Raw genomic sequence first — 19,220 nt, 5'->3', positions numbered from 1 at the left:
TTTAGGACACTATGAGACCCCAAGCCCCCCGTCAGCCAAATGTTCACCTTAAGCCAGGAGAGTTGGCGATTGTCTCCCAGCCTGTATTGATCGAAACCGTATTGGGTTCGTGTATCTCGGTATCGTTTTATTGCCCCTTTCAGGGTATTGGTGCCATGTGTCATGGCATGTTGCCCACGGGCGATGCGACAGAATTTAAATATGTCGATTCAGCCATCAACCATATGGTTCAAGCTCTAAAGGGTAAAGGGGTCAATTTATCGACTGTGGTGGCAAAATTGTTTGGTGGTGCCGATATGTTTGCCTTGTGTCGTGATATGGGGCCAGCGAAATACCCAGTTGGTGAGCAAAATATCGCTAAAGCGCGTGAGATATTAGCCCGTCATCGCATTAAAATTAGTAATCATGATGTTGGCGGTGTGTATGGCCGTAAGTTACTTTTTTTTAGTGATACGGGTCAGGTGTTTGTTAAAAAATTAAGTCGTAAAACTGTTGATATGGAATTAATGATGTCTCTCGTTGGGGGAAATGAGTGTGGCTAAAATTAAAGTATTGATCGTTGATGATTCAGCTGTTGTGCGCCAAGCTCTGCAGTCTGTTCTCGAATCGGATCCACACATCGAAGTGATCGCAACGGCGAACGACCCCTTTGTCGCCGCTCAACGGATGAAAGATCAAATCCCAGATGTCATCACCCTTGATGTTGAAATGCCACGGATGGATGGCTTGACCTTTTTACAAAAGATTATGTCGCAACATCCTATTCCTGTCGTGATGTGTTCCAGTCTCGTTGATAACGGTTCAGAAACTTTGATGAAAGCCCTAGAATATGGTGCCGTCGAAATTATCCAAAAACCTAGCCTAGGCACACGTAAGTTTCTTGAAGAATCGCAAGTAAGAATTTGTGATGCTGTCAAAGCAGCGGCCCAGTCCCGCCCACGACAGATAACGCCGCGGCGCAAAATTGCACCCAAACTGACTGCCGATGCCATATTAGCCAAACCAAAATCGGAAGCGATGGTGCGTACCACCGAAAAAATTATTGCCGTCGGTGCTTCCACGGGTGGCACTGAAGCACTCCGTATATTTTTAGAGCAATTCCCCATGGACTCCCCGGGCATTGTGGTGGTGCAACATATGCCTGAAAACTTCACTCGTGGCTTTGCTCAACGGTTGGACTCGTTATGTCAAATGAGTGTCAAAGAAGCTGAAAACAACGACACCGTCGTTCGTGGTCGGGTACTCATTGCCCCAGGCAACAAACACATGCTCCTTAAACGCAGTGGTGCGCGCTATTACGTTGAAATAAAAGACGGCCCCCTCGTTTCTCGTCATAGACCTTCCGTCGATGTCTTATTTCGTAGTGCGGCGCGTTACGCTGGCAAAAACACTGTTGGTGTGATCCTCACTGGTATGGGTGATGATGGTGCCAAGGGGATGAAAGAGATGAAAGAGTCTGGCGCTATCAACATAGCTCAAGATGAAGCAACCTGTGTGGTGTTTGGCATGCCAAACGAAGCCATTAAGGCGGGTGCTGTTGACCATGTCATGCCATTGGAAAGTATCACCATGAAAGTACACTCCTTATGCCGATAATTGGAACGAACCTGTTGGATTAGATTGTCCGCATTTTCTCATTATTTGGAAGGAGATTATCGTATGAAATTAGGAATGAAAATAGGGCTCGGTTTTGCTGCTTTGCTGGTTATTGCCATCACCCTCGGTGGTCTGGCAATATGGAATATGTCGAATGTAGAAAGGGAGTCAACAAAGCTTTAGCAAGAATATGTTCCTGAGGTAGAGGTTGCCAGTAATATTGAACGTTTTTCCATGATGGCCATGTTTCAAATGCGCGGTTATGGTTTTACCGAGGATACCCAGTTTTTGGATAAGGGGTTTGCCAATCTTAAAGAGGTAAAAAAATATCTCCAAGCTGCCAAAGAGCTCGCCGAAAATTCACTTCATTTGGTGAAGCTTAAGGGGGCAATTGATGGGGTTGAAACTGAAGTTGAGCGTTATGAAGGCCTTGTCGGCCAAACCGTTGAACTTAACCGGTTGATGAGTGAAAACCGTGATCAACTCGATGGCGCAGCAAAAGTTTATATGCAAAATTGTAATGATTTTCTTGCAGGTCAAAATCGTAAAATGTTGGCAGATATTGCCAACGGCAAGTCGCAAGAGAAGCTTGGGAAGCGGTTGCAAAAGATTACAACGGTCAATGATATCATCAACCTTGGCAATGCCTCTCGTTTAGCTGCATGGCGGTCACAGGCCCAGCGTAATCCAAAAATTATTCAAGCTGCCTATGGTAACTTTGATATGATGGCTACCCACTTCGAGACATTACGCAAGCTGAGTATAAGTCCTGACGATATTCAGCGCATTGCTGAAACGGTGAAGGCTGCCTCACAATATAAAGCTGCGATGGGCGAATTCCTCGCTAATTGGCTAAAAAATGAAGCGGTTGGCAAAAAGCGTAGTGAGGCTGGAATCCATGTGCTCGAACTGTCCAAAGAAACAGCCATGGCAGGAATGAACCAAACCAATGAGATTGCAAAAGGGGCTGTTTCAGCACTTCGCTCAGCTTCAACTGTGATGGTTGGTGGTTTGATTTTTGCGGTATTATTAGGTGTAAGTGTTGCGTTCTTTATTACCCGTCTGATCACCAAGCCGATTATTAAAGGGGTTGAATTTGCTCAGTCGGTTGCTGCTGGTGACCTTTCTGCACAATTAGATGTTTCATCAAAAGATGAAGTAGGTGATCTCGGTCGAGCCTTGAATGGGATGGTGCAACAGCTTCAACAGGTTGTCACTGATGTGCGCAGTGCTTCCGACAATGTCGCTTCTGGGAGCCAAGAATTGTCTGCTAGCTCTGAAGAGATGAGCCAAGGGGCAACGGAGCAAGCGGCCGCTGCCGAAGAAGCCTCCTCCTCTATGGAGCAGATGGCCGCCAATATTCGTCAGAACGCCGATAATGCCATGCAGACGGAGAAGATCGCTGTTAAATCTTCTGAAGATGCAAAAGGCGGTGGTGAAGCGGTCAACCTGACGGTTAAAGCGATGAAAGACATTGCCGAAAAGATTTCGATTATCGAAGAGATCGCCCGTCAAACAAACTTATTAGCCTTAAATGCCGCCATCGAGGCAGCACGCGCTGGAGAACACGGTAAAGGGTTCGCCGTTGTCGCTTCCGAAGTGCGCAAGCTCGCAGAGCGCAGTCAAAGCGCCGCCGCCGAAATCAGTGAACTCTCCTCCAATAGTGTTGAAGTTGCTGAAAAAGCAGGCACCATGCTTACTCAGATGGTTCCCGATATTCAACGTACCGCTGAATTGGTACAAGAGATTGCCGCCGCCAGTAAAGAACAAGATACTGGTGCTGACCAAGTGAACAAAGCGATCCAGCAACTCGATCAGGTCATTCAGCAAAACGCTTCCGCTTCAGAAGAGATGGCCTCCACTTCCGAAGAGCTCAGCAGTCAAGCCGAGCAACTGCAAGATACCATCTCCTTCTTTAAGCTTGATGAGGGTACTCGACGTTCAGCGTCACGGCCCGTTTCGGCAGAACCTGCCGCACGGATAAGTCATGCGAGCAGCGCGCCAGCAGCGGCTAAAAAAGCGACGAGTGGTCTCTCCCTCGATATGGGCAGCGGTCGTGATAAGTTGGATGATGATTTTGAAGAGTATTGATTAAACCATAGCTGAAAAGATTAGAGTCAATGCCCCGTAAGACACACAGATCACTGTGTTGTTTTACGGGGCATTTTTGTTTTTAACGGCAGAGTTCGGTGTTTTTTAATTAAGAAAAACCTCTTAAGGTCTTGTTTGTACGATTATAATTTTGTTTTTCTTGAGTTTTAAATAAATCTACTTCATAGATTAGGCTGTTGTTTGATGGAAAGTTTTTTATTGACTATAGCAGGATGAAAACCCTGTTGAGTATCGCAGCATGGAAGAAATGTGAAGCCTCAATTGCGATAAAATAGTGCGGAAGGTCAGATTTCGACGCTTAAAGCCGCAGAACGCGTGATTCAAAAGGTCTGAGAGGCGTGATTTTACCTGAACTGTCAGGAAGAGTTTCCCATTTTGTGCTCAATAGAATGTTGCTGCCGAAAGCCTAATCTGTATCTGTGAGTCAAAGGCGGCTCACTAATACATCCCGAACTTATAACTTCTGGATTCTCACCATGATCAGCAGGAAAAAAAGTCTACTCCTACCTGTCGCTATTCTGGCAATTGTCATTCTTTCTGGTCTAGTGATGACAACCCAGCTGGTCGATCACGGTCGGCAGGAGTTTCGCCTAGATCTGCTGCGTCATGCCCGTATTTCCGCCAGCAGTTTCTCGCCGCAACAGGTGACGAATCTCGTTAACAGCTCAAAACAGAATCGACAGACTGGTTGTGAGCCGGTGTGGGAGAGGCTACAGAAGATTCAGCAGGCGATTCCGCAGATGCGCTATATTTACCTGATGCATCTGGTCGATGGTCAGGTGCGTTTTCTCGCCGATAGCGATGATCCCCCCTGTAGCGATTACTCGGCGGAGAACGGCATCTATACGGAGGCTTCGGCTGAGCTGAAAAACATTTTTGCCACCGCCCAGCCTTTTGTTGAAGGTCCGTTGGCCGACCAATGGGGGAGTTGGGTTTCGGGGGTCGCGCCGATCATTGATCGACATACTGGCGAGGTCGTTGCTGTTGTCGGCTTAGATATCGATACGGCTAGTTATTATTCCAAGTTATTAATTTATCGTGGTTTCGGTATCACTGTAACCGTATTGACAGCACTCTTGGTGATACTACTGTTGGCTATTCTTTGGCGTGGCCGTAATGCCAGAGATAGGTTGGCGGATCTCAACCGATCTCTTAATTGTGAGATCGTCGAGCGTCAACGCGCGCAGAGCTGCTTACAACAACAGCTGAATTTTCTCCAAGTGTTGATCGATGCGATTGCTTATCCGGTCTTTTACCGTGATGCTTGCGGAAAATATCTAGGCTGCAATCGAGCATTTGCAACGTTGGTGGGAAAAACCAAAGCTGAGCTCATTGGCAAATCGGTTCATGACCATTTCCCACCAGAGTATGCAGATGTATATGCTCAGGCAGACCGAGACCTTTTAGCGCAGGGCCTGGGGGGAATCCAGACCTATGAGTTCAACATTCCCAGTGTCGAGGGCAAAGCCCTTGAGGTGATCTTCTCCAAGGCAACTTTCCCCACCGTGAACGGCAAGCTGGGTGGGGTGATTGGCACCATTGTCGACATCTCCGAGCGTAAAGAGGTGGAGAAGGCGCTCAGGAAAAGCGAAAATCTGTTTCGCTCGATCTTTGCCAATACCGCCGCCGGTGTCATCACCGTAACGTTTAAAGGTGAATTCCTCAAGACCAACCCCGCGTTCTGTCAGATGCTCGGTTACAGTGAAACTGAACTGGGACAGATGAGTCAGCACGATATCACCCATCCCGATGATCTGGAATCCACCGCAAGGATCTATCGTGATGTGGTGCGGCATAAACCGGAGCGATTTGAAATTGTCAAACGTTATCGGTGTAAAGACGGCACCATCGTCTGGGTGCAGATCACCGGTAGCTGGGTTTACGATGGCGAAAATCCGATCCACGCCGTATTGCTGGTGCTGGATATCAGCGAACGTAAACGGGTCCATGATGAACTGTGTGTGCAGAAGGAGTTGTTGGATAACATCATCGACCATGTTCCAGCGTCGATCTTCTGGAAGGATCGCCAATTAGTATTCCTCGGCTGTAATCAGGCTCTGGCGAATCAGGCTGGTTTTGATCGTCCGGCGGAGATGATCGGTAAAACGGACTACGATCTGCCATGGAAAAAGGAAGAAGCTGATTTTTTCCGCGCCTGTGATCGCCAGGTAATGGCATCGGCGCAGCCGATGCTCGACATCGAAGAGACTCAGCAGCAGGCCGGTGGCCGGCAGGCCACTCTGTTGACCAGCAAGGTGCCATTAACGAATCGTGCAGGTGATGTTGTCGGCCTGCTCGGTATTTTTACCGATATCACCGAACGTAAGCAGGCTGAGAAAACGCTGAAAAAAAGTGAACAGGACTACCGGCTGCTTTATAAGCAGTTTCGGGGACTACTGAATGCCATGCCCGATACCATAATGCTGATCTCTGCGGACTTGACCATCGTGTGGGCAAATCAAGGGGCTAGGAGTCAGTTTACCGACTACGGTAATCTCCATAACCAGTACTGCTTTAATGCTTTGGATGGGCGCAATCAACCCTGTGCGAGCTGTCCAGTTCAGCGCTGTTTTGAATCGGGAAAGCATGAAGAACAGCTTGTTTATGGCGGCGATGGCCGCGTCTGGGCGGTGCGCGCCTATCCCCTGAAAGACGAGCATGGCAAGGTGGTCAATGTTATCGATGTGTGCAGTGATATTACCGAGAAAATAAAGTTGCGCACAGAGGCGGATCGTAACAGCCGTTTGGCCTCTCTGGGCGAATTGGCAGCTGGGGTTGCCCATGAGATCAATAATCCCAACGGCTTGATTTTGCTTAATACCCCGATGCTGCGTGATGTGCTGAATGATGCGCTGTGCCTATTTGAGGATCACTATCAACAGCATGGTCGGTTGGAACTGGGTGGACTGGACTATCACGAGCTGCGTGATGAGTTGCCGGCGATGCTGCAACGCATTGAGGGCGGAGCGGTGCGGATCAAGCGTATTGTTGAGGATCTGAAAAATTTTGTCAGTCAGGGTGAGGTTGATCTGTCGGATCCGCTGGATCTCAATGAGGTTGCCAAGACCGCGATTCGATTGGTGGATAATTCGATCAAGAAAACGACGGATCATTTTGAAACTGATTTTGGTACTTTGCCACCAGGTCAGGGTGACTTTCAGTGGATTGAGCAGGTGGTCATCAATCTGGTCCAAAACGCCTGTTTGGCTTTAACTGATCGCAGTGCCAGAGTGCGGCTGGCGACCTATTTCGATGCCGAAAATAAGTGCAATATCTTGCAGGTTCAGGATGAGGGCGCAGGGATTGCTCCCGAAGCATTGGCACACGTGACCGATCCGTTTTATACCACTAGGCGCCAAAGTGGCGGTACTGGGCTGGGGCTGTCGGTCTCGGCGCGCATCATCCGTGAGCATAATGGTCAACTTGATTTCCAGTCCATACTGGGAGTTGGAACCGTGGTAACGATGAAACTGCCTATCGCCGAACAGGGAGAGCCCGCATGAAAAAATTGTTTCCAGCACAACCAGTGCTGTTGATTGATGATGAAGAGGATTGGACCGCGAGCATGGCGCTGAGGTTGAAATGTTCAGCGGGGATTAATCATGTGCTGACCTGCTGTGATAGCCGCGAGGTCACTGCCCTGTTGTCTGAGCATGAGGTCAGTGTCATCCTCATGGATTTGACCATGCCCTACCGTTCCGGCGAGGAGCTGTTGGCCCAGATCCGTGCTGATTACCCCGATATCCCCGTGATTATCATGAGCGGCATGAATCAGCTGGAGATCGCAGTTCGTTGTATCAAAAATGGTGCCTTTGATTATTTTGTCAAAACGGTGGAGATGGAACGTCTGGTGGCTGGACTCCACCGCGCCTTGGCGCTGCGCGAGCTGAAAAATGAAAATTCAAAGCTCAAATCGCTGATGCTGGAGGATAAATTTGACTATCCACAGGCGTTTGAAAAGATCATTACCCGCAACCGTCAGATGCTTTCGCTTTTTCAATACATTGAGGCGGTAGCCCAGAGCCCAGAACCAGTACTGATTACTGGGGAAAGCGGTGTCGGCAAAGAGTTAATAGCGCGGGCAGTACATGATGTCAGTTGCACCGATCAACCGTGGGTCGCTATTAATGTTGCAGGGTTGGATGACCTCGTTTTTGCCGACACTCTTTTCGGTCATGCGCGTGGTGCCTTTACCGGCGCTGAAAAAATGCGGCCGGGGATGATTGCACAGGCCTGCGGTGGTACATTGTTTTTAGATGAGATCGGTGATTTGAGCCTCTGTAGTCAGGTAAAGCTGCTGCGGCTGTTGCAGGAGGGGGAATATCTCCCCCTTGGGGTTGATCGTCCGAAGTGGCATAATTGTCGATTTGTCGTGGCTACCAATCTGGATTTGGAACAGCGGGTAGCAGAAGGAACGTTTCGCAAAGACCTGTTTTATCGTTTAAACGCCCACCGAGTGCACCTGCCAGCGCTAAGAGAGCGGCGCGAAGATATTCCGCTATTGCTGAACCATTTTATCGAGGAAGCCGCCCACAGTTTGGGGAAAGTCACGCCAACCCTGACGCCGCAGTTGCAACTGCTGTTGTCCACCTATCACTTTCCCGGCAATGTGCGCGAGCTGCGGGCGATGGTTTATGACGCGTTAACGCAACATCGAGGACATACCTTGTCGATGGCAAGTTTTAAAAAAACAATGGATAAGGGCCATGATCCGTCACCGACTCAGGCTATGGACTCTACCCTCTGCCCAGTGTCCGATGCGATGTTGACCTTTGGTCCGCAGTTGCCGACTCTGGAAGAGTCGGCAACACTACTTGTTTATGAGGCTCTGCAACGTTGTCAAAATAATCAGACGATCGCTGCGCGGCTGTTGGGGATTACCCGCCAGGCCCTGAATCAACGCGTGAAAAAGCTCAAAGAGTCGTTGGTATCAGCACCGATCTGATGGCGCTGACTGATGGCACGGGGGTGCAAGAATTATTGCTCTGCAACAATTGTGCATATTAGTTTTTGTCCCCTAGCTTCAATAGGTTAGCTCCGAACTGTCTGCTTCTGTCAATGTAGATTGCCCCCCCCTTTTTTTTATTTCACTCTGCACAATTAAGAATAAACTCCTAAATATCAGCAAGATAGATCCGTTCGACTGAAGTGGCATCCTTGTTGCAATTCTCATTAAGAAGATGGTGTTGGTTAGTAGGTGCGGAACATTTTATGGCAACAAATTCTATTTTTAGTTCACCATCGACAGCCACTCATGTGGATAAGATCTGCAACCACAAAGGGTTCTGGAAGCTACGTGATTTACCTAACTAGCAAATGGGTGAAAGCGGTTTTTTCAACTAATAACGAGGGGAACGCTCAGATGGCAGAAGATACAGAACAGACGAATCAATATTTGACTTTTCAACTCGATGACGAGGTTTTTGCCCTTGAAATTTCAAAAGTCCGTGAGGTGCTCGATTTCTCCGATGTAACCAAGGTTCCACAAACCCCCGAATTTATGCGTGGAGTGATCAACCTGCGTGGCAGTGTGGTGCCAGTGGTGGATATGCGCCTCAAATTCGGCATGACCGAGGCCGAAGCGACGGTGAATACTTGTATCATTATTGTCGAGGTGATCATGGACGACGAAGCCAGTGTTTTAGGTGCGCTGGTCGATTCGGTTCAGGAGGTGCTAGATATTGAACCGGATCAGATCGAACCGCCACCGCGTATCGGGTCCAAGTTGAATACCGAATTTATCCGTGGCATGGGTAAACACAACGAACAGTTTGTCATTATCCTCGATATTGATCGAGTGTTCTCCAGTGACGAGTTAGCCATCGTCCAACAACTGGGTGATGGTGCGACACAAAATGAAACCGTAGCACACCAAAAATAATTAACACAATAAAGGAGAATAGCAATGAAACTCGGAGTCAAGATAGGGCTGGGCTTTGCCTGCCTGCTGGTTATTGCCGCCACCCTGGGGATTGTGTCCATCTGGGAAATGTCTAGTGTTAAAGAGGAATCGATTCAGTTGACTGATGAATTTGTCCCCCTTATTGATGGGGCGACTCAGATCGAGCGCGAGTGGCAGAGCGGCATGTTCCAATTGATGGGCTATGCGACAACAGAAAATAATGGCTATCTTGAAAAAGGTAGACAACATATAGCAGCACTTAAAAAGAAGATACGGGAGACCAAAGAACTGGGTGAGCGGTCGGCTCATTTAGTCCGAACACCAAAATTAGCGACCGATATTGAGGATGCGATTCTCGAATATGAGAGGCTTCTGAATGCTACAGTGGCCACCTTCGCCAAGATGGATAACAACCGAGATGCTCTCGATCAAGCTGCTAGACAGTATATGAAAAACTGCACCGATTATCTCAACGAACAGCAGGAGAAACTACGGCGTGACATTGCGTCGGGCGCTTCAGCGGCTCAGCTGAGTCAGCGCTTGAATAAAATTATCTTGGGCAATAAGGTCATTTCCCTCGGCAACTCCTCCCGCTTGGCGGCCTGGCGCTCCCAAGCGCAGCGGGAACCAAAAATAATTCAGGATGCCCAGCAGTACTTCACCGCCATGGATGTAATATTTGCCGAGCTGAAAAAAATTACCAGTAAAGATATCGATATAAAGCGCATTGATGCTGTCCACGCTGCGGCCGGTAATTATAAGGGGGCGATGAACGACCTGCTTGTCAACTGGCTAGCTGTGAAGGAACAGGGTAAGGCGCGGGTGCCGGCGGCATTGTTAGCGTTAGAGAATGCCCAGACCCTGTCGCGTACAGGGTTGGAGGCAACGAATAAGGTTGCCACCACTGCGGTATCTGCATTGCACTCGGCTTCCAACGTTATGGTTGTCGGTCTAATCGTGGCCCTCATTATAGGCATAATTATCGCCTACTTCATTACGCGCGCTATCACTGTACCGATTTTTAAGGGAGTCCAGTTCGCCGAGGCGATCGCCGCTGGTGACCTCTCCCGTCAGCTTGATGTTCATAGTAAAGATGAGATCGGTCAGTTAGCACAGACTCTCAATGGTATGGTTGGCAAGCTCAAGGAGGTGGTAGAGAATGTCAAGGGGGCGTCTAGCAATGTTGCATCGGGTAGTCAAGAGCTGTCGGCCAGTTCCGAGGAGATGAGTCAGGGAGCTACCGAACAGGCTGCCGCGGCCGAAGAAGCCTCCTCGTCCATGGAGCAGATGGCGGCCAACATCCGCCAGAATGCCGATAATGCCATGCAGACCGAAAAGATTGCCGTTAAATCGTCTGAAGACGCTAAAATTAGTGGTGAAGCGGTTTCCGAAACCGTTACGGCGATGAAGGAGATTGCCAGTAAGATCGGTATTATCGAGGAGATTGCCCGCCAGACCAATTTGCTGGCTCTCAATGCTGCCATCGAGGCGGCGCGGGCCGGTGAGCACGGTAAAGGCTTTGCTGTGGTGGCTTCCGAAGTACGCAAGTTGGCCGAACGCAGTCAGGGGGCCGCTGCTGAGATCAGTGATCTCTCTTCCAGCAGTGTTGAGGTGGCGGAAAGGGCTGGCTCCATGCTCAATCAGATGGTACCTGATATTCAGCGGACCGCCGAACTGGTGCAGGAGATTGCTGCCGCCAGTAAGGAACAGGATACTGGCGCCGATCAGGTTAACAAGGCGATTCAGCAACTCGATCAGGTGATCCAGCAGAATGCTTCCGCTTCTGAAGAGATGGCCTCGACCTCTGAAGAGTTGAATGCCCAGGCTGAACAATTACAGGAGACGATCGATTTCTTCAGAATTGATGAGGGCGGTGGTCGCCGTCAACCGCAGCGCATCGCGGCAGCGGTTCCGAGCCTTGGCGCACCGATAAAAACTGTCGCCCCTCGCCGTCAATCCAAGTCGGACAGTGGCCTAACGTTGGAGATGGGAACGGGGCGTGATGCTCTAGACCGTGATTTCGAAGAGTATTAACCTCTGCGGTGCGATCAACCTCTCTGGTTGGTCGCACCTGTAGCTTCCTAGTTTTGAACTTTTAGCAACCGGTATGTCTGACCACCTGCTGCCAAGGTTCAATCTCCTTATTTTTACTTTCAGTTCACACTACCCAAACATTTATCATTCAGAATTTTGATAGTCGATATCGTACACCTATTTATTTGAGGTACTCCATGTTCCAAGGCCATATTCTTATCGTCGACGAACACTATGAAAAAGACCAACAGGTCGGCCTTTTGTTACGACTGTCCGGCTTTAAGATCACTTTGGCGCGTACGTCAAGTGAGGGGATCAATTGGCTGACAAGTTTAAGTGAGGAGTCGAGTGGTTTTGATCTGATGTTGGTCAATAATGTCACGCGGACGACGGATTTATTGCCCCTGTGTGATGTGGCGAGTCGTTTAACGGGAGGGCTGGCTGTTTTGCTGGTCGAACGTCATTCTCTGCCTGAGAGCGTGATAGCCGATATTTGCGCCACTAGTTGTGGTCGGATAGATTCGTGTTGCCCGGAGGAGATAACGCAGCGAGTACGTCAATTGATTGAGCCAAAAACATAGAAGACAGCCATGAGCTATAGATGGCAGTCCATCTTGCAACTGAAGTTGATGAATCTTTTTCTGCATTAAAGTAAGAGCCAAACTGGTCGGTAGAGTTCTCGCTGTTTTTTCAATTCGCCACGGGTCGTCGTTGCACACACATTTTAGTCTTCCACATGCTACGTCCAGTATCCAGCTCCAGCTGGTGCACGGATAAGTCATGTGATCAGCTCTCCAGTAATGACTAAAAAACAACGAGTGGCTTTTGTCTCGATATGGGTAGCGGACACGACACGTTGGACGATGACTTTGGAGAATAATAATTTAGCCATAGATAAAAAGATTAGATTAGATGCCCCGTAAAAAACACAGTAATTTGTGTACTTTATGGGGCGTTTTAGTTTTTGACTGTTGAATTTGAGATCATTTTTAATGAGTGTAAAGCGCTTAAGTCGTTGTATACGCGAAATAAGTTGTTTTTCCCTTGAGATTTTAATAAAACTACCCCATAACATTAGGTTAGACGTGTAGGCATTGAAGTTGTTTTTTTATTGCAATTAGTTGATTTTTTCTAGTCAGATGAGGGGTGGTCGTATGTCGTGGAAAAATTTTCGTTTAAGAACCAAATTTGCGGTCGGGTTTGGTCTCGTTTTACTGTTATTAGTTGGTGTTGGTATTTGGGGCATTGTTGGTATCAGCGATATTGTTGGCAACGCTGACGAGGTGATTAGTGGCAATAAGTTGAAGGGTGATATGGTTCAGCGTGAGGTGGACCACCTGAACTGGGCAGGACAGGTCAATGCGCTCCTGACCGACGACAAAATTATCACTCTTACGGTTCAAACGGATCCGCATAAATGCGCCTTTGGCAAATGGTATTATGGTCAAGGACGACGAGATGCCGAGCAACTTGTTCCCCAAATTAAGACACCGCTAGCAGAGATAGAGGTCTATCACACCAGTTTGCACGAATCGGCCAAGGAGGTTGGTTCAGTTTTCAATCAGGCAGATCTGTCCTTGGCGCAATTTTTAGCTGAGAAAGAAGCTGATCACCTTCAGTGGGTGAATCTTATTTTAGGCTACTTTGCCAGTGATCAAAAGTCCTTGTCGGTACAGGCCAATGAACACCTATGCGGGTTGGGTAAGTTTATTTATGGTGAGAATGGCAAGGCTGCTGCTCAATCCGATGCACGATTGGCAGAATTCCTTGATAAAATTAAAGAACCACATCGCCGCTTGCATCAATCAGCTAAGTTGATTATGTCCCTGCCAAAAACAGAAGCGCACACTGTTTTTGAACAACAAACGTTACCAGCGTTAACCGAGACGAAAACGGTTTTGTCTGACATGAAAGGTCGGGCAACGGAGAGGATTGAGGGGATGGTTGCTGCTCAAGTTATTTACGCAACAAAAACAGTCCCCAACTTGAAAAAGGTTCAAGGACTCCTCGGTGAGATTAGTAAGACGACCGATGAGCACATCATGACCGATGTCCAGATGCTTGCTGCAGCGGCTAAAACCAGAACTGGGGTGATTATCTTTATTGCTGTGGCATTACCTCTCGGTTTCTTGCTCGCGATTGTGATCGCACGCGGGATCATTGGGCCACTGAAAAAAGGGATCGATTTTGCCGTACTCGTTGCCGATGGCGATTTGCGGGCAACATTAGATGTTGATCAACAGGATGAAGTGGGCCAGTTAGCAACGGCGCTTAAAAATATGGTTGAGCAACTTCAGGGTGTTGTCGCCGATGTGCGCAGTGCCTCTGACAACGTCGCCTCGGGTAGCCAAGAACTTTCTGCCAGCTCCGAAGAGATGAGTCAGGGGGCGACAGAACAAGCCGCCGCCGCCGAAGAAGCCTCCTCCTCTATGGAGCAGATGGCTGCCAATATTCGTCAGAACGCTGATAATGCCATGCAGACGGAAAAGATCGCGGTTAAATCGTCCGAAGATGCCAAAAGCGGTGGCGCGGCGGTAACCCAAACTGTCAAGGCGATGAAGGATATTGCTGAAAAGATTTCGATCATCGAAGAGATCGCCCGTCAAACAAACTTATTAGCCTTAAATGCGGCCATCGAGGCAGCCCGTGCCGGTGAGCACGGTAAAGGTTTTGCCGTTGTCGCTTCCGAAGTGCGTAAACTTGCTGAGCGTAGTCAAAGTGCCGCTGCTGAAATCAGTGATTTATCCTCTAGTAGCGTCGAGGTTGCCGAAAAAGCTGGCACCATGCTTACTCAGATGGTTCCCGATATTCAACGTACCGCTGAATTGGTACAAGAGATTGCCGCCGCCAGTAAAGAACAAGATACTGGCGCTGACCAAGTGAACAAAGCGATCCAGCAGCTCGATCAGGTCATTCAGCAAAATGCTTCCGCTTCAGAAGAGATGGCCTCCACTTCCGAAGAGCTCAGCAGTCAAGCCGAGCAACTGCAAGATACCATCTCCTTCTTTAAGCTTGATGAGGGTACTCGACGTTCAGCGTCACGGCCCGTTTCGGCAGAACCTGCCGCACGGATAAGTCATGCGAGCAGCGCGCCAGCAGCGGCTAAAAAAGCGACGCGTGGTCTCTCCCTCGATATGGGCAGCGGTCGTGATAAGTTGGATGATGATTTTGAACAGTATTGATTCAGCCATAGATTAAAAGTTAGATTCGTTGCCCCGTAAAACAGTGAGAACTGCTCTGTTTTACGGGGCATTTTTACTTTTGAAGCGAGGTCGTCGATATTTGTTGTTTTCAGAAGAGGATAGTCCTTTACAGCGAGGAGCGAAAAGACGTAATATTTTGCGTTTATGTTTTTTTGAACCTTAATTCCGCATTCTATTGAGTCGATACACTATTATGAGCAGCCCTCCTATTTCCAGATTTTTTGATTGGTTACGCCACGTTGGTTTGAAAGTTCTCAACCGATTCCGCATTAGCGAAAATACCTTTATGGCTATTTTGGCCGTTGCCATTGGTCTGTTGTCTGGGCTGTGTAATTACGCTTTCCGTCAAACCATTGATTTTTTCCATTGGTTAGTGATCGAACAGGGGATGGAATTTTTTGACATCTCGTGGCATCACTGGAGTAGCGCGCGCTGGTGGGCAATTTTGTTTCCCGTCGTCGGTGGTCTGTTGATGATCCCCTTTGGCATTTGGTTCAAAAAGGACCTAAAGTTCGGTTTCTCCTCCTTTCTCGAGCAAGTGAATCTGCGTGGTGCAAAGATCCCTGGGCGTACCATCATTACCCGTGGCTTAGCCAGTGCCATCACTCTGGGAACCGGTGGTAGTGCGGGGCAAGAGGGGCCGATTGCTCAAATTGGCGGCGCAGTGGGTAGTCAGTTTGGTCAAGGGTTTAAGGTCAGTGGTAACCGCCTCAAGGTGTTGGTGGCCTGTGGTGTTTCCGGTGGCGTGGCGGCGACCTTTAATGCTCCTATAGCTGGGGTATTTTTCGCTCAAGAAATTGTCCTGCTGTCGTCATTTGAAATTTCGAGTTTCACCTCAATTGTTATCGCTAGTGGCATGAGTACCGTGGTGTCGCGGGCGCTGCTTGGCAATGAGATCGCGTTTCATATCCCCCCTTATCAGATGGGTTCACACTGGGAACTGTTGTTGTATGTGGTTCTTGGCGCGATTGTCGGAGTGTTGGCGGCGACCTTTATCGATGTCCATTTTCGCATTAAGGATGTGTTCGATAAGTTGAAAATTCCGCGGTTAATGAAACCGATTGGTGGGGCATTTTTGGTTGGTTTGATTGGCGTCGGTTTCCCGCAGGTGTTTGGTAACGGTTACGATTTCATGAACGAGTTCCTCAACGGTGGTGGCACGTTGTATCTGCTCCTGGCGTTGATCCTATTTAAGGCGATTGCTACGTCGATCACCCTTGGTTCAGGCTTGCCTGGCGGTTTGTTTGCCCCAGTTTTGTATATCGGTGCGGTGATTGGTGGGGCGTTTGGTCACATTAGTCAGCAGCTACTTCCCTCATTAGCGATTTCACCAGGCTCGTATGCTCTTATCGGCATGGGGGCTTTTCTGTCGGCTGCGACCCATGCACCAATGACTGCTATCTTCCTGCTGTTTGAGATGACCGCTTCGTATCAAGTTATTGTACCGATCATGTTGTCGTGTGTGATTGGGACCTCCATCTGCCGCCATTATAAAAAAGAGAGCTTGGATACCGTTGAATTAGCGCGGGCAGGCATTGATCTTGAGGCGGGTAAAGAGCGTAATATTATGAAGTCGATCAACGTGGGTGACGTTATGACCACTCAGCTTGAAACGGTGCCAGAGAGCATGACTCTGCGACAGTTCACCGACTTCATTGCCAGTACTAAGCATACAAATTTCCCTATCACCAATATCGATGGTGAGTTGACAGGGATCATCTCTATTCAGGATTTTCTTGGGGTCGTTTTTGAAAGAGATTTGATGGACTTGGTGGTGGTCAAGGAGTTGGCAACCCCTGAGGTAACCACTATTTTTGCCGATGAAAACTTAGATCATGCGATGCGGAAAATTGGTTATCGTAATATCGAACAGCTACCTGTTGTCGCTAGAGATTGTACCAATAAATTGATTGGTATTATATCGCGGCGCGATATGGTCTCAGCCTACAATAAAGCTTTGATGGCGCGGACTCTTGAGGAAGATGTTGATGAGTAGAATCAGTCCAAATCTTAATCCACACCAGTTGGAAGCGGTGAATCATGCCGAAGGGCCATTATTGATTTTGGCTGGTGCAGGGTCGGGGAAGACCAGTACCCTCACCGGGCGGGTGATTCATTTAGTGCAAGAACTTGGCGTTCCCGCATGGCGAATTCTAGCGGTAACCTTCACCAATAAAGCGGCGTCCGAAATGAAGGAACGCATTGAAAGCCGCCTTCCAGACCAAGAAACGCCGTGGGTTTCCACCTTTCACTCCACCTGTGTACGAATTTTACGCCGCGAAATCAACGCTTTAGGCTTCGAATCGTCATTTACAATTTATGATGATCAGGATCAAGAGCGGATGCTAAAAAACATCCTCAAAGATTTAGGCATCTCCGATAAAGAACTTAAAGCCCGTGCCGCAGCATCGGCTATTGATGCGGCAAAAAATAAAGGGCAGTTTCCTGACGCTATGGCCCAGGACGATAGCAATAACCGTGTTGTCGCGCAAGTGTATGCCATGTATCAAGAGCGGCTGAAGCGTGCCAATGCTCTAGATTTTGGCGACTTGCTCCTCTATTGCGTTAAGTTGTTTGACGAGCATCCTGAAGTATTGGCGCGTTATGCGGGGCGGTTCCTGTATATGTTGGTGGATGAATTCCAAGATACCAATATGGTGCAATACCGACTGGTACAACAGTTGTCCTCCGTGCATGGCAACCTGTGTGTGGTGGGTGATGACGATCAGTCGATCTATCGCTGGCGCGGTGCTGAGGTGGGTAATATCCTCGGTTTTGAGCGCGATTTCCCCGGTTGCACTACCATCCGGTTGGAGCAAAATTATCGTTCAACAGGGACAATCCTTGAAGCTGCCGGAACGGTTGTCGCGAATAATATCGGCCGTAAAGGTAAAACCTTATGGACCGAAAACCCTGATGGTGAACCAATCACTCTGGAAGCACTGCCTGACGATCTAGAAGAGGCGCGTTACGTGGTGTCACAGCTTAAGCTGTTGCGCCAGTCGGGCCGTCATCTGCGCGACATAGCGTTGCTCTATCGCACCAATGCCCAATCGCGAGTTCTTGAGGAGGCGTTGGTTGGCGAGCGCATCCCTTATGTGATGTTTGGCGGTATGCGCTTTTTCACCCGTATGGAGGTTAAAGATATCCTCGCTTATCTGCGGGTGTTGACTAATCCTGCCGATACCATTTCAGCGCAACGAATTGTCAATGTTCCAGCGCGCGGAATCGGTGCGACAACGATTGCTAAAATTGCTAAATTCGATCAAGAGGCGGGTGGTTTTCTTGCCGCATGTCAGATGGCGATTGATCGTGGAGTTCTTAAGGGGGCAGCAGCAAAAAAAGTCACTGAATTTGTGCTGATGATCGATGGTTTTAGGCAGCGCCTTGAGGATGTTTCTTACCCGCAATTAACGGAAGAACTGATTAAAGAAACCGGCTACGAACAGATGCTCAAGGGGGAAAATACTCAAGAGGGCAAGGATCGCCTCAATAACCTTGATCAATTGCTCGCAGGAATGGAAGAGCACCGGGGGCGTGAATTGACCTTGCAAGACTACCTCGAGCAGATCGCTTTGGTGACCGATCTTGATGCCTATGATGCTAGTTTAGATCGAGTGACTTTGATGACCCTCCATGCATCCAAAGGGCTTGAGTTTCCAGTGGTATTTATGACCGGTATGGAGGATGGCATCTTCCCCTCTTCGCGTGCTACGGATGGTGGCGAACAGCTTGAGGAGGAGCGTCGGCTATGTTATGTCGGTATGACGCGGGCGATGGAGAAGCTTTTTCTGACTCATGCGCAACGCCGCCGTGTCTACGGTAGTTATCAGTATAATCCACCGAGTCGTTTTATTGCCGAGGTTCCAGAAAGTTTACTTGCTGATGTGGTAAAAAAACCGCTTCGGTCCACTTCTAAGCACAATCTGTCCTCGTTGTTTGATCAGATTCCAACCACTGCACCCGCATCGAACCCTGCAAGTGCACCAGCGTCTGTGGCGTCGCCGCCGCAGGCAGTCGCTGCAGCGATCGCTGATCAACCCGTCATTGAAGTGGAACGCCCCGCCGCCCGCAGTGATGATTTACGTATTGGCAGTCGGGTTCGCCATGCTCGTTTTGGTGTTGGGACAGTGCGTCGCCTTGAAGGGGCGGGAGATAAACAAAAGGTCACGGTGTATTTTAACCGTTTTGGGCCGAAGAAGTTACTGCTGAAATTTGCCGGACTAGAGCCAGCGTAAAGCAGCTCTGTAGCAATATGCGGTTTTTGAGATGAAAAAAAGCGCCCCTATTATGGGGGCGCTTTTTTTATTGTCAGTAGGCTGTCGGACTTGACGGGCCGTAGCGAGAAATAGACTGCTTGAGACCAAATTTTC

11 protein-coding genes are annotated in these 19,220 nt (G+C 48.8%); all 11 read left to right on the top strand.

All coding sequences use genetic code 11. From position 1 onward, the window contains the following. The first annotated feature begins 11 nt into the window (after window positions 1-11). A complete protein-coding gene (locus ACZ5KY_RS03025) occupies window positions 12-542 on the top strand; it encodes a chemotaxis protein CheD (protein WP_464242428.1) in 531 nt (176 codons plus the stop codon). Continuing rightward, window positions 535-1,596, top strand: a complete 1,062-nt coding sequence (locus ACZ5KY_RS03020) for a protein-glutamate methylesterase/protein-glutamine glutaminase (RefSeq protein WP_464242427.1) — start codon at window positions 535-537, stop codon at window positions 1,594-1,596. Before ACZ5KY_RS03025 ends, ACZ5KY_RS03020 begins: the two co-directional genes overlap by 8 nt. 234 nt (window positions 1,597-1,830) lie before the next feature. Next, window positions 1,831-3,687: a methyl-accepting chemotaxis protein gene (locus ACZ5KY_RS03015; protein WP_464242426.1), complete on the top strand. Its 1,857-nt coding sequence runs from the start codon at window positions 1,831-1,833 to the stop codon at window positions 3,685-3,687. Between the two features lie 497 nt (window positions 3,688-4,184). Then, window positions 4,185-7,211 (top strand): PAS domain S-box protein, encoded by a 3,027-nt coding sequence (locus tag ACZ5KY_RS03010; RefSeq protein WP_464242425.1) that lies wholly within the window; start codon window positions 4,185-4,187, stop codon window positions 7,209-7,211. Then, entirely contained in the window at window positions 7,208-8,653 is a 1,446-nt protein-coding gene (locus ACZ5KY_RS03005; protein WP_464242424.1) for a sigma-54-dependent transcriptional regulator, read from the top strand. Before ACZ5KY_RS03010 ends, ACZ5KY_RS03005 begins: the two co-directional genes overlap by 4 nt. A gap of 417 nt (window positions 8,654-9,070) precedes the next feature. Next, on the top strand, window positions 9,071-9,589 hold the full coding sequence (locus ACZ5KY_RS03000; RefSeq protein ID WP_464242423.1) for a chemotaxis protein CheW: 519 nt from the start codon (window positions 9,071-9,073) through the stop codon (window positions 9,587-9,589). A 24-nt stretch (window positions 9,590-9,613) separates the two neighbouring features. Continuing rightward, a complete protein-coding gene (locus ACZ5KY_RS02995; RefSeq protein ID WP_464242422.1) occupies window positions 9,614-11,644 on the top strand; it encodes a HAMP domain-containing methyl-accepting chemotaxis protein in 2,031 nt (676 codons plus the stop codon). A gap of 197 nt (window positions 11,645-11,841) precedes the next feature. Then, on the top strand, window positions 11,842-12,225 hold the full coding sequence (locus ACZ5KY_RS02990) for a hypothetical protein (protein WP_464242421.1): 384 nt from the start codon (window positions 11,842-11,844) through the stop codon (window positions 12,223-12,225). A 573-nt stretch (window positions 12,226-12,798) separates the two neighbouring features. After that, window positions 12,799-14,826, top strand: a complete 2,028-nt coding sequence (locus ACZ5KY_RS02985; protein ID WP_464242420.1) for a methyl-accepting chemotaxis protein — start codon at window positions 12,799-12,801, stop codon at window positions 14,824-14,826. Between the two features lie 214 nt (window positions 14,827-15,040). Continuing rightward, window positions 15,041-16,843 carry a chloride channel protein gene (locus ACZ5KY_RS02980; protein ID WP_464242418.1) on the top strand — a complete coding sequence of 601 codons (1,803 nt, stop codon included), beginning with the start codon at window positions 15,041-15,043 and terminating at the stop codon, window positions 16,841-16,843. Continuing rightward, window positions 16,836-19,085, top strand: coding sequence for an ATP-dependent helicase (locus ACZ5KY_RS02975; RefSeq protein WP_464242417.1), 2,250 nt, complete (start codon window positions 16,836-16,838; stop codon window positions 19,083-19,085). The genes ACZ5KY_RS02980 and ACZ5KY_RS02975 overlap by 8 nt, the downstream gene beginning before the upstream one ends. Window positions 19,086-19,220: the final 135 nt, after the last annotated feature.

The organism is Desulfuromonas svalbardensis (assembly GCF_055389415.1).
This window is presented reverse-complemented; position numbering and strand designations above follow the sequence as displayed.

What these genes read in the sequence shown, in the direction of transcription:
- ACZ5KY_RS03000 (WP_464242423.1), top strand. Translation starts at nt 9,071, where the DNA reads ATGGCAGAAGATACAGAACAGACGAATCAATATTTGACTTTTCAACTC.
- ACZ5KY_RS03005 (WP_464242424.1), top strand. Translation starts at nt 7,208, where the DNA reads ATGAAAAAATTGTTTCCAGCACAACCAGTGCTGTTGATTGATGATGAA.
- ACZ5KY_RS03010 (WP_464242425.1), top strand. Translation starts at nt 4,185, where the DNA reads ATGATCAGCAGGAAAAAAAGTCTACTCCTACCTGTCGCTATTCTGGCA.
- ACZ5KY_RS02995 (WP_464242422.1), top strand. Translation starts at nt 9,614, where the DNA reads ATGAAACTCGGAGTCAAGATAGGGCTGGGCTTTGCCTGCCTGCTGGTT.
- ACZ5KY_RS02990 (WP_464242421.1), top strand. Translation starts at nt 11,842, where the DNA reads ATGTTCCAAGGCCATATTCTTATCGTCGACGAACACTATGAAAAAGAC.
- ACZ5KY_RS02980 (WP_464242418.1), top strand. Translation starts at nt 15,041, where the DNA reads ATGAGCAGCCCTCCTATTTCCAGATTTTTTGATTGGTTACGCCACGTT.
- ACZ5KY_RS03025 (WP_464242428.1), top strand. Translation starts at nt 12, where the DNA reads ATGAGACCCCAAGCCCCCCGTCAGCCAAATGTTCACCTTAAGCCAGGA.
- ACZ5KY_RS03015 (WP_464242426.1), top strand. Translation starts at nt 1,831, where the DNA reads ATGATGGCCATGTTTCAAATGCGCGGTTATGGTTTTACCGAGGATACC.
- ACZ5KY_RS02985 (WP_464242420.1), top strand. Translation starts at nt 12,799, where the DNA reads ATGTCGTGGAAAAATTTTCGTTTAAGAACCAAATTTGCGGTCGGGTTT.
- ACZ5KY_RS02975 (WP_464242417.1), top strand. Translation starts at nt 16,836, where the DNA reads ATGAGTAGAATCAGTCCAAATCTTAATCCACACCAGTTGGAAGCGGTG.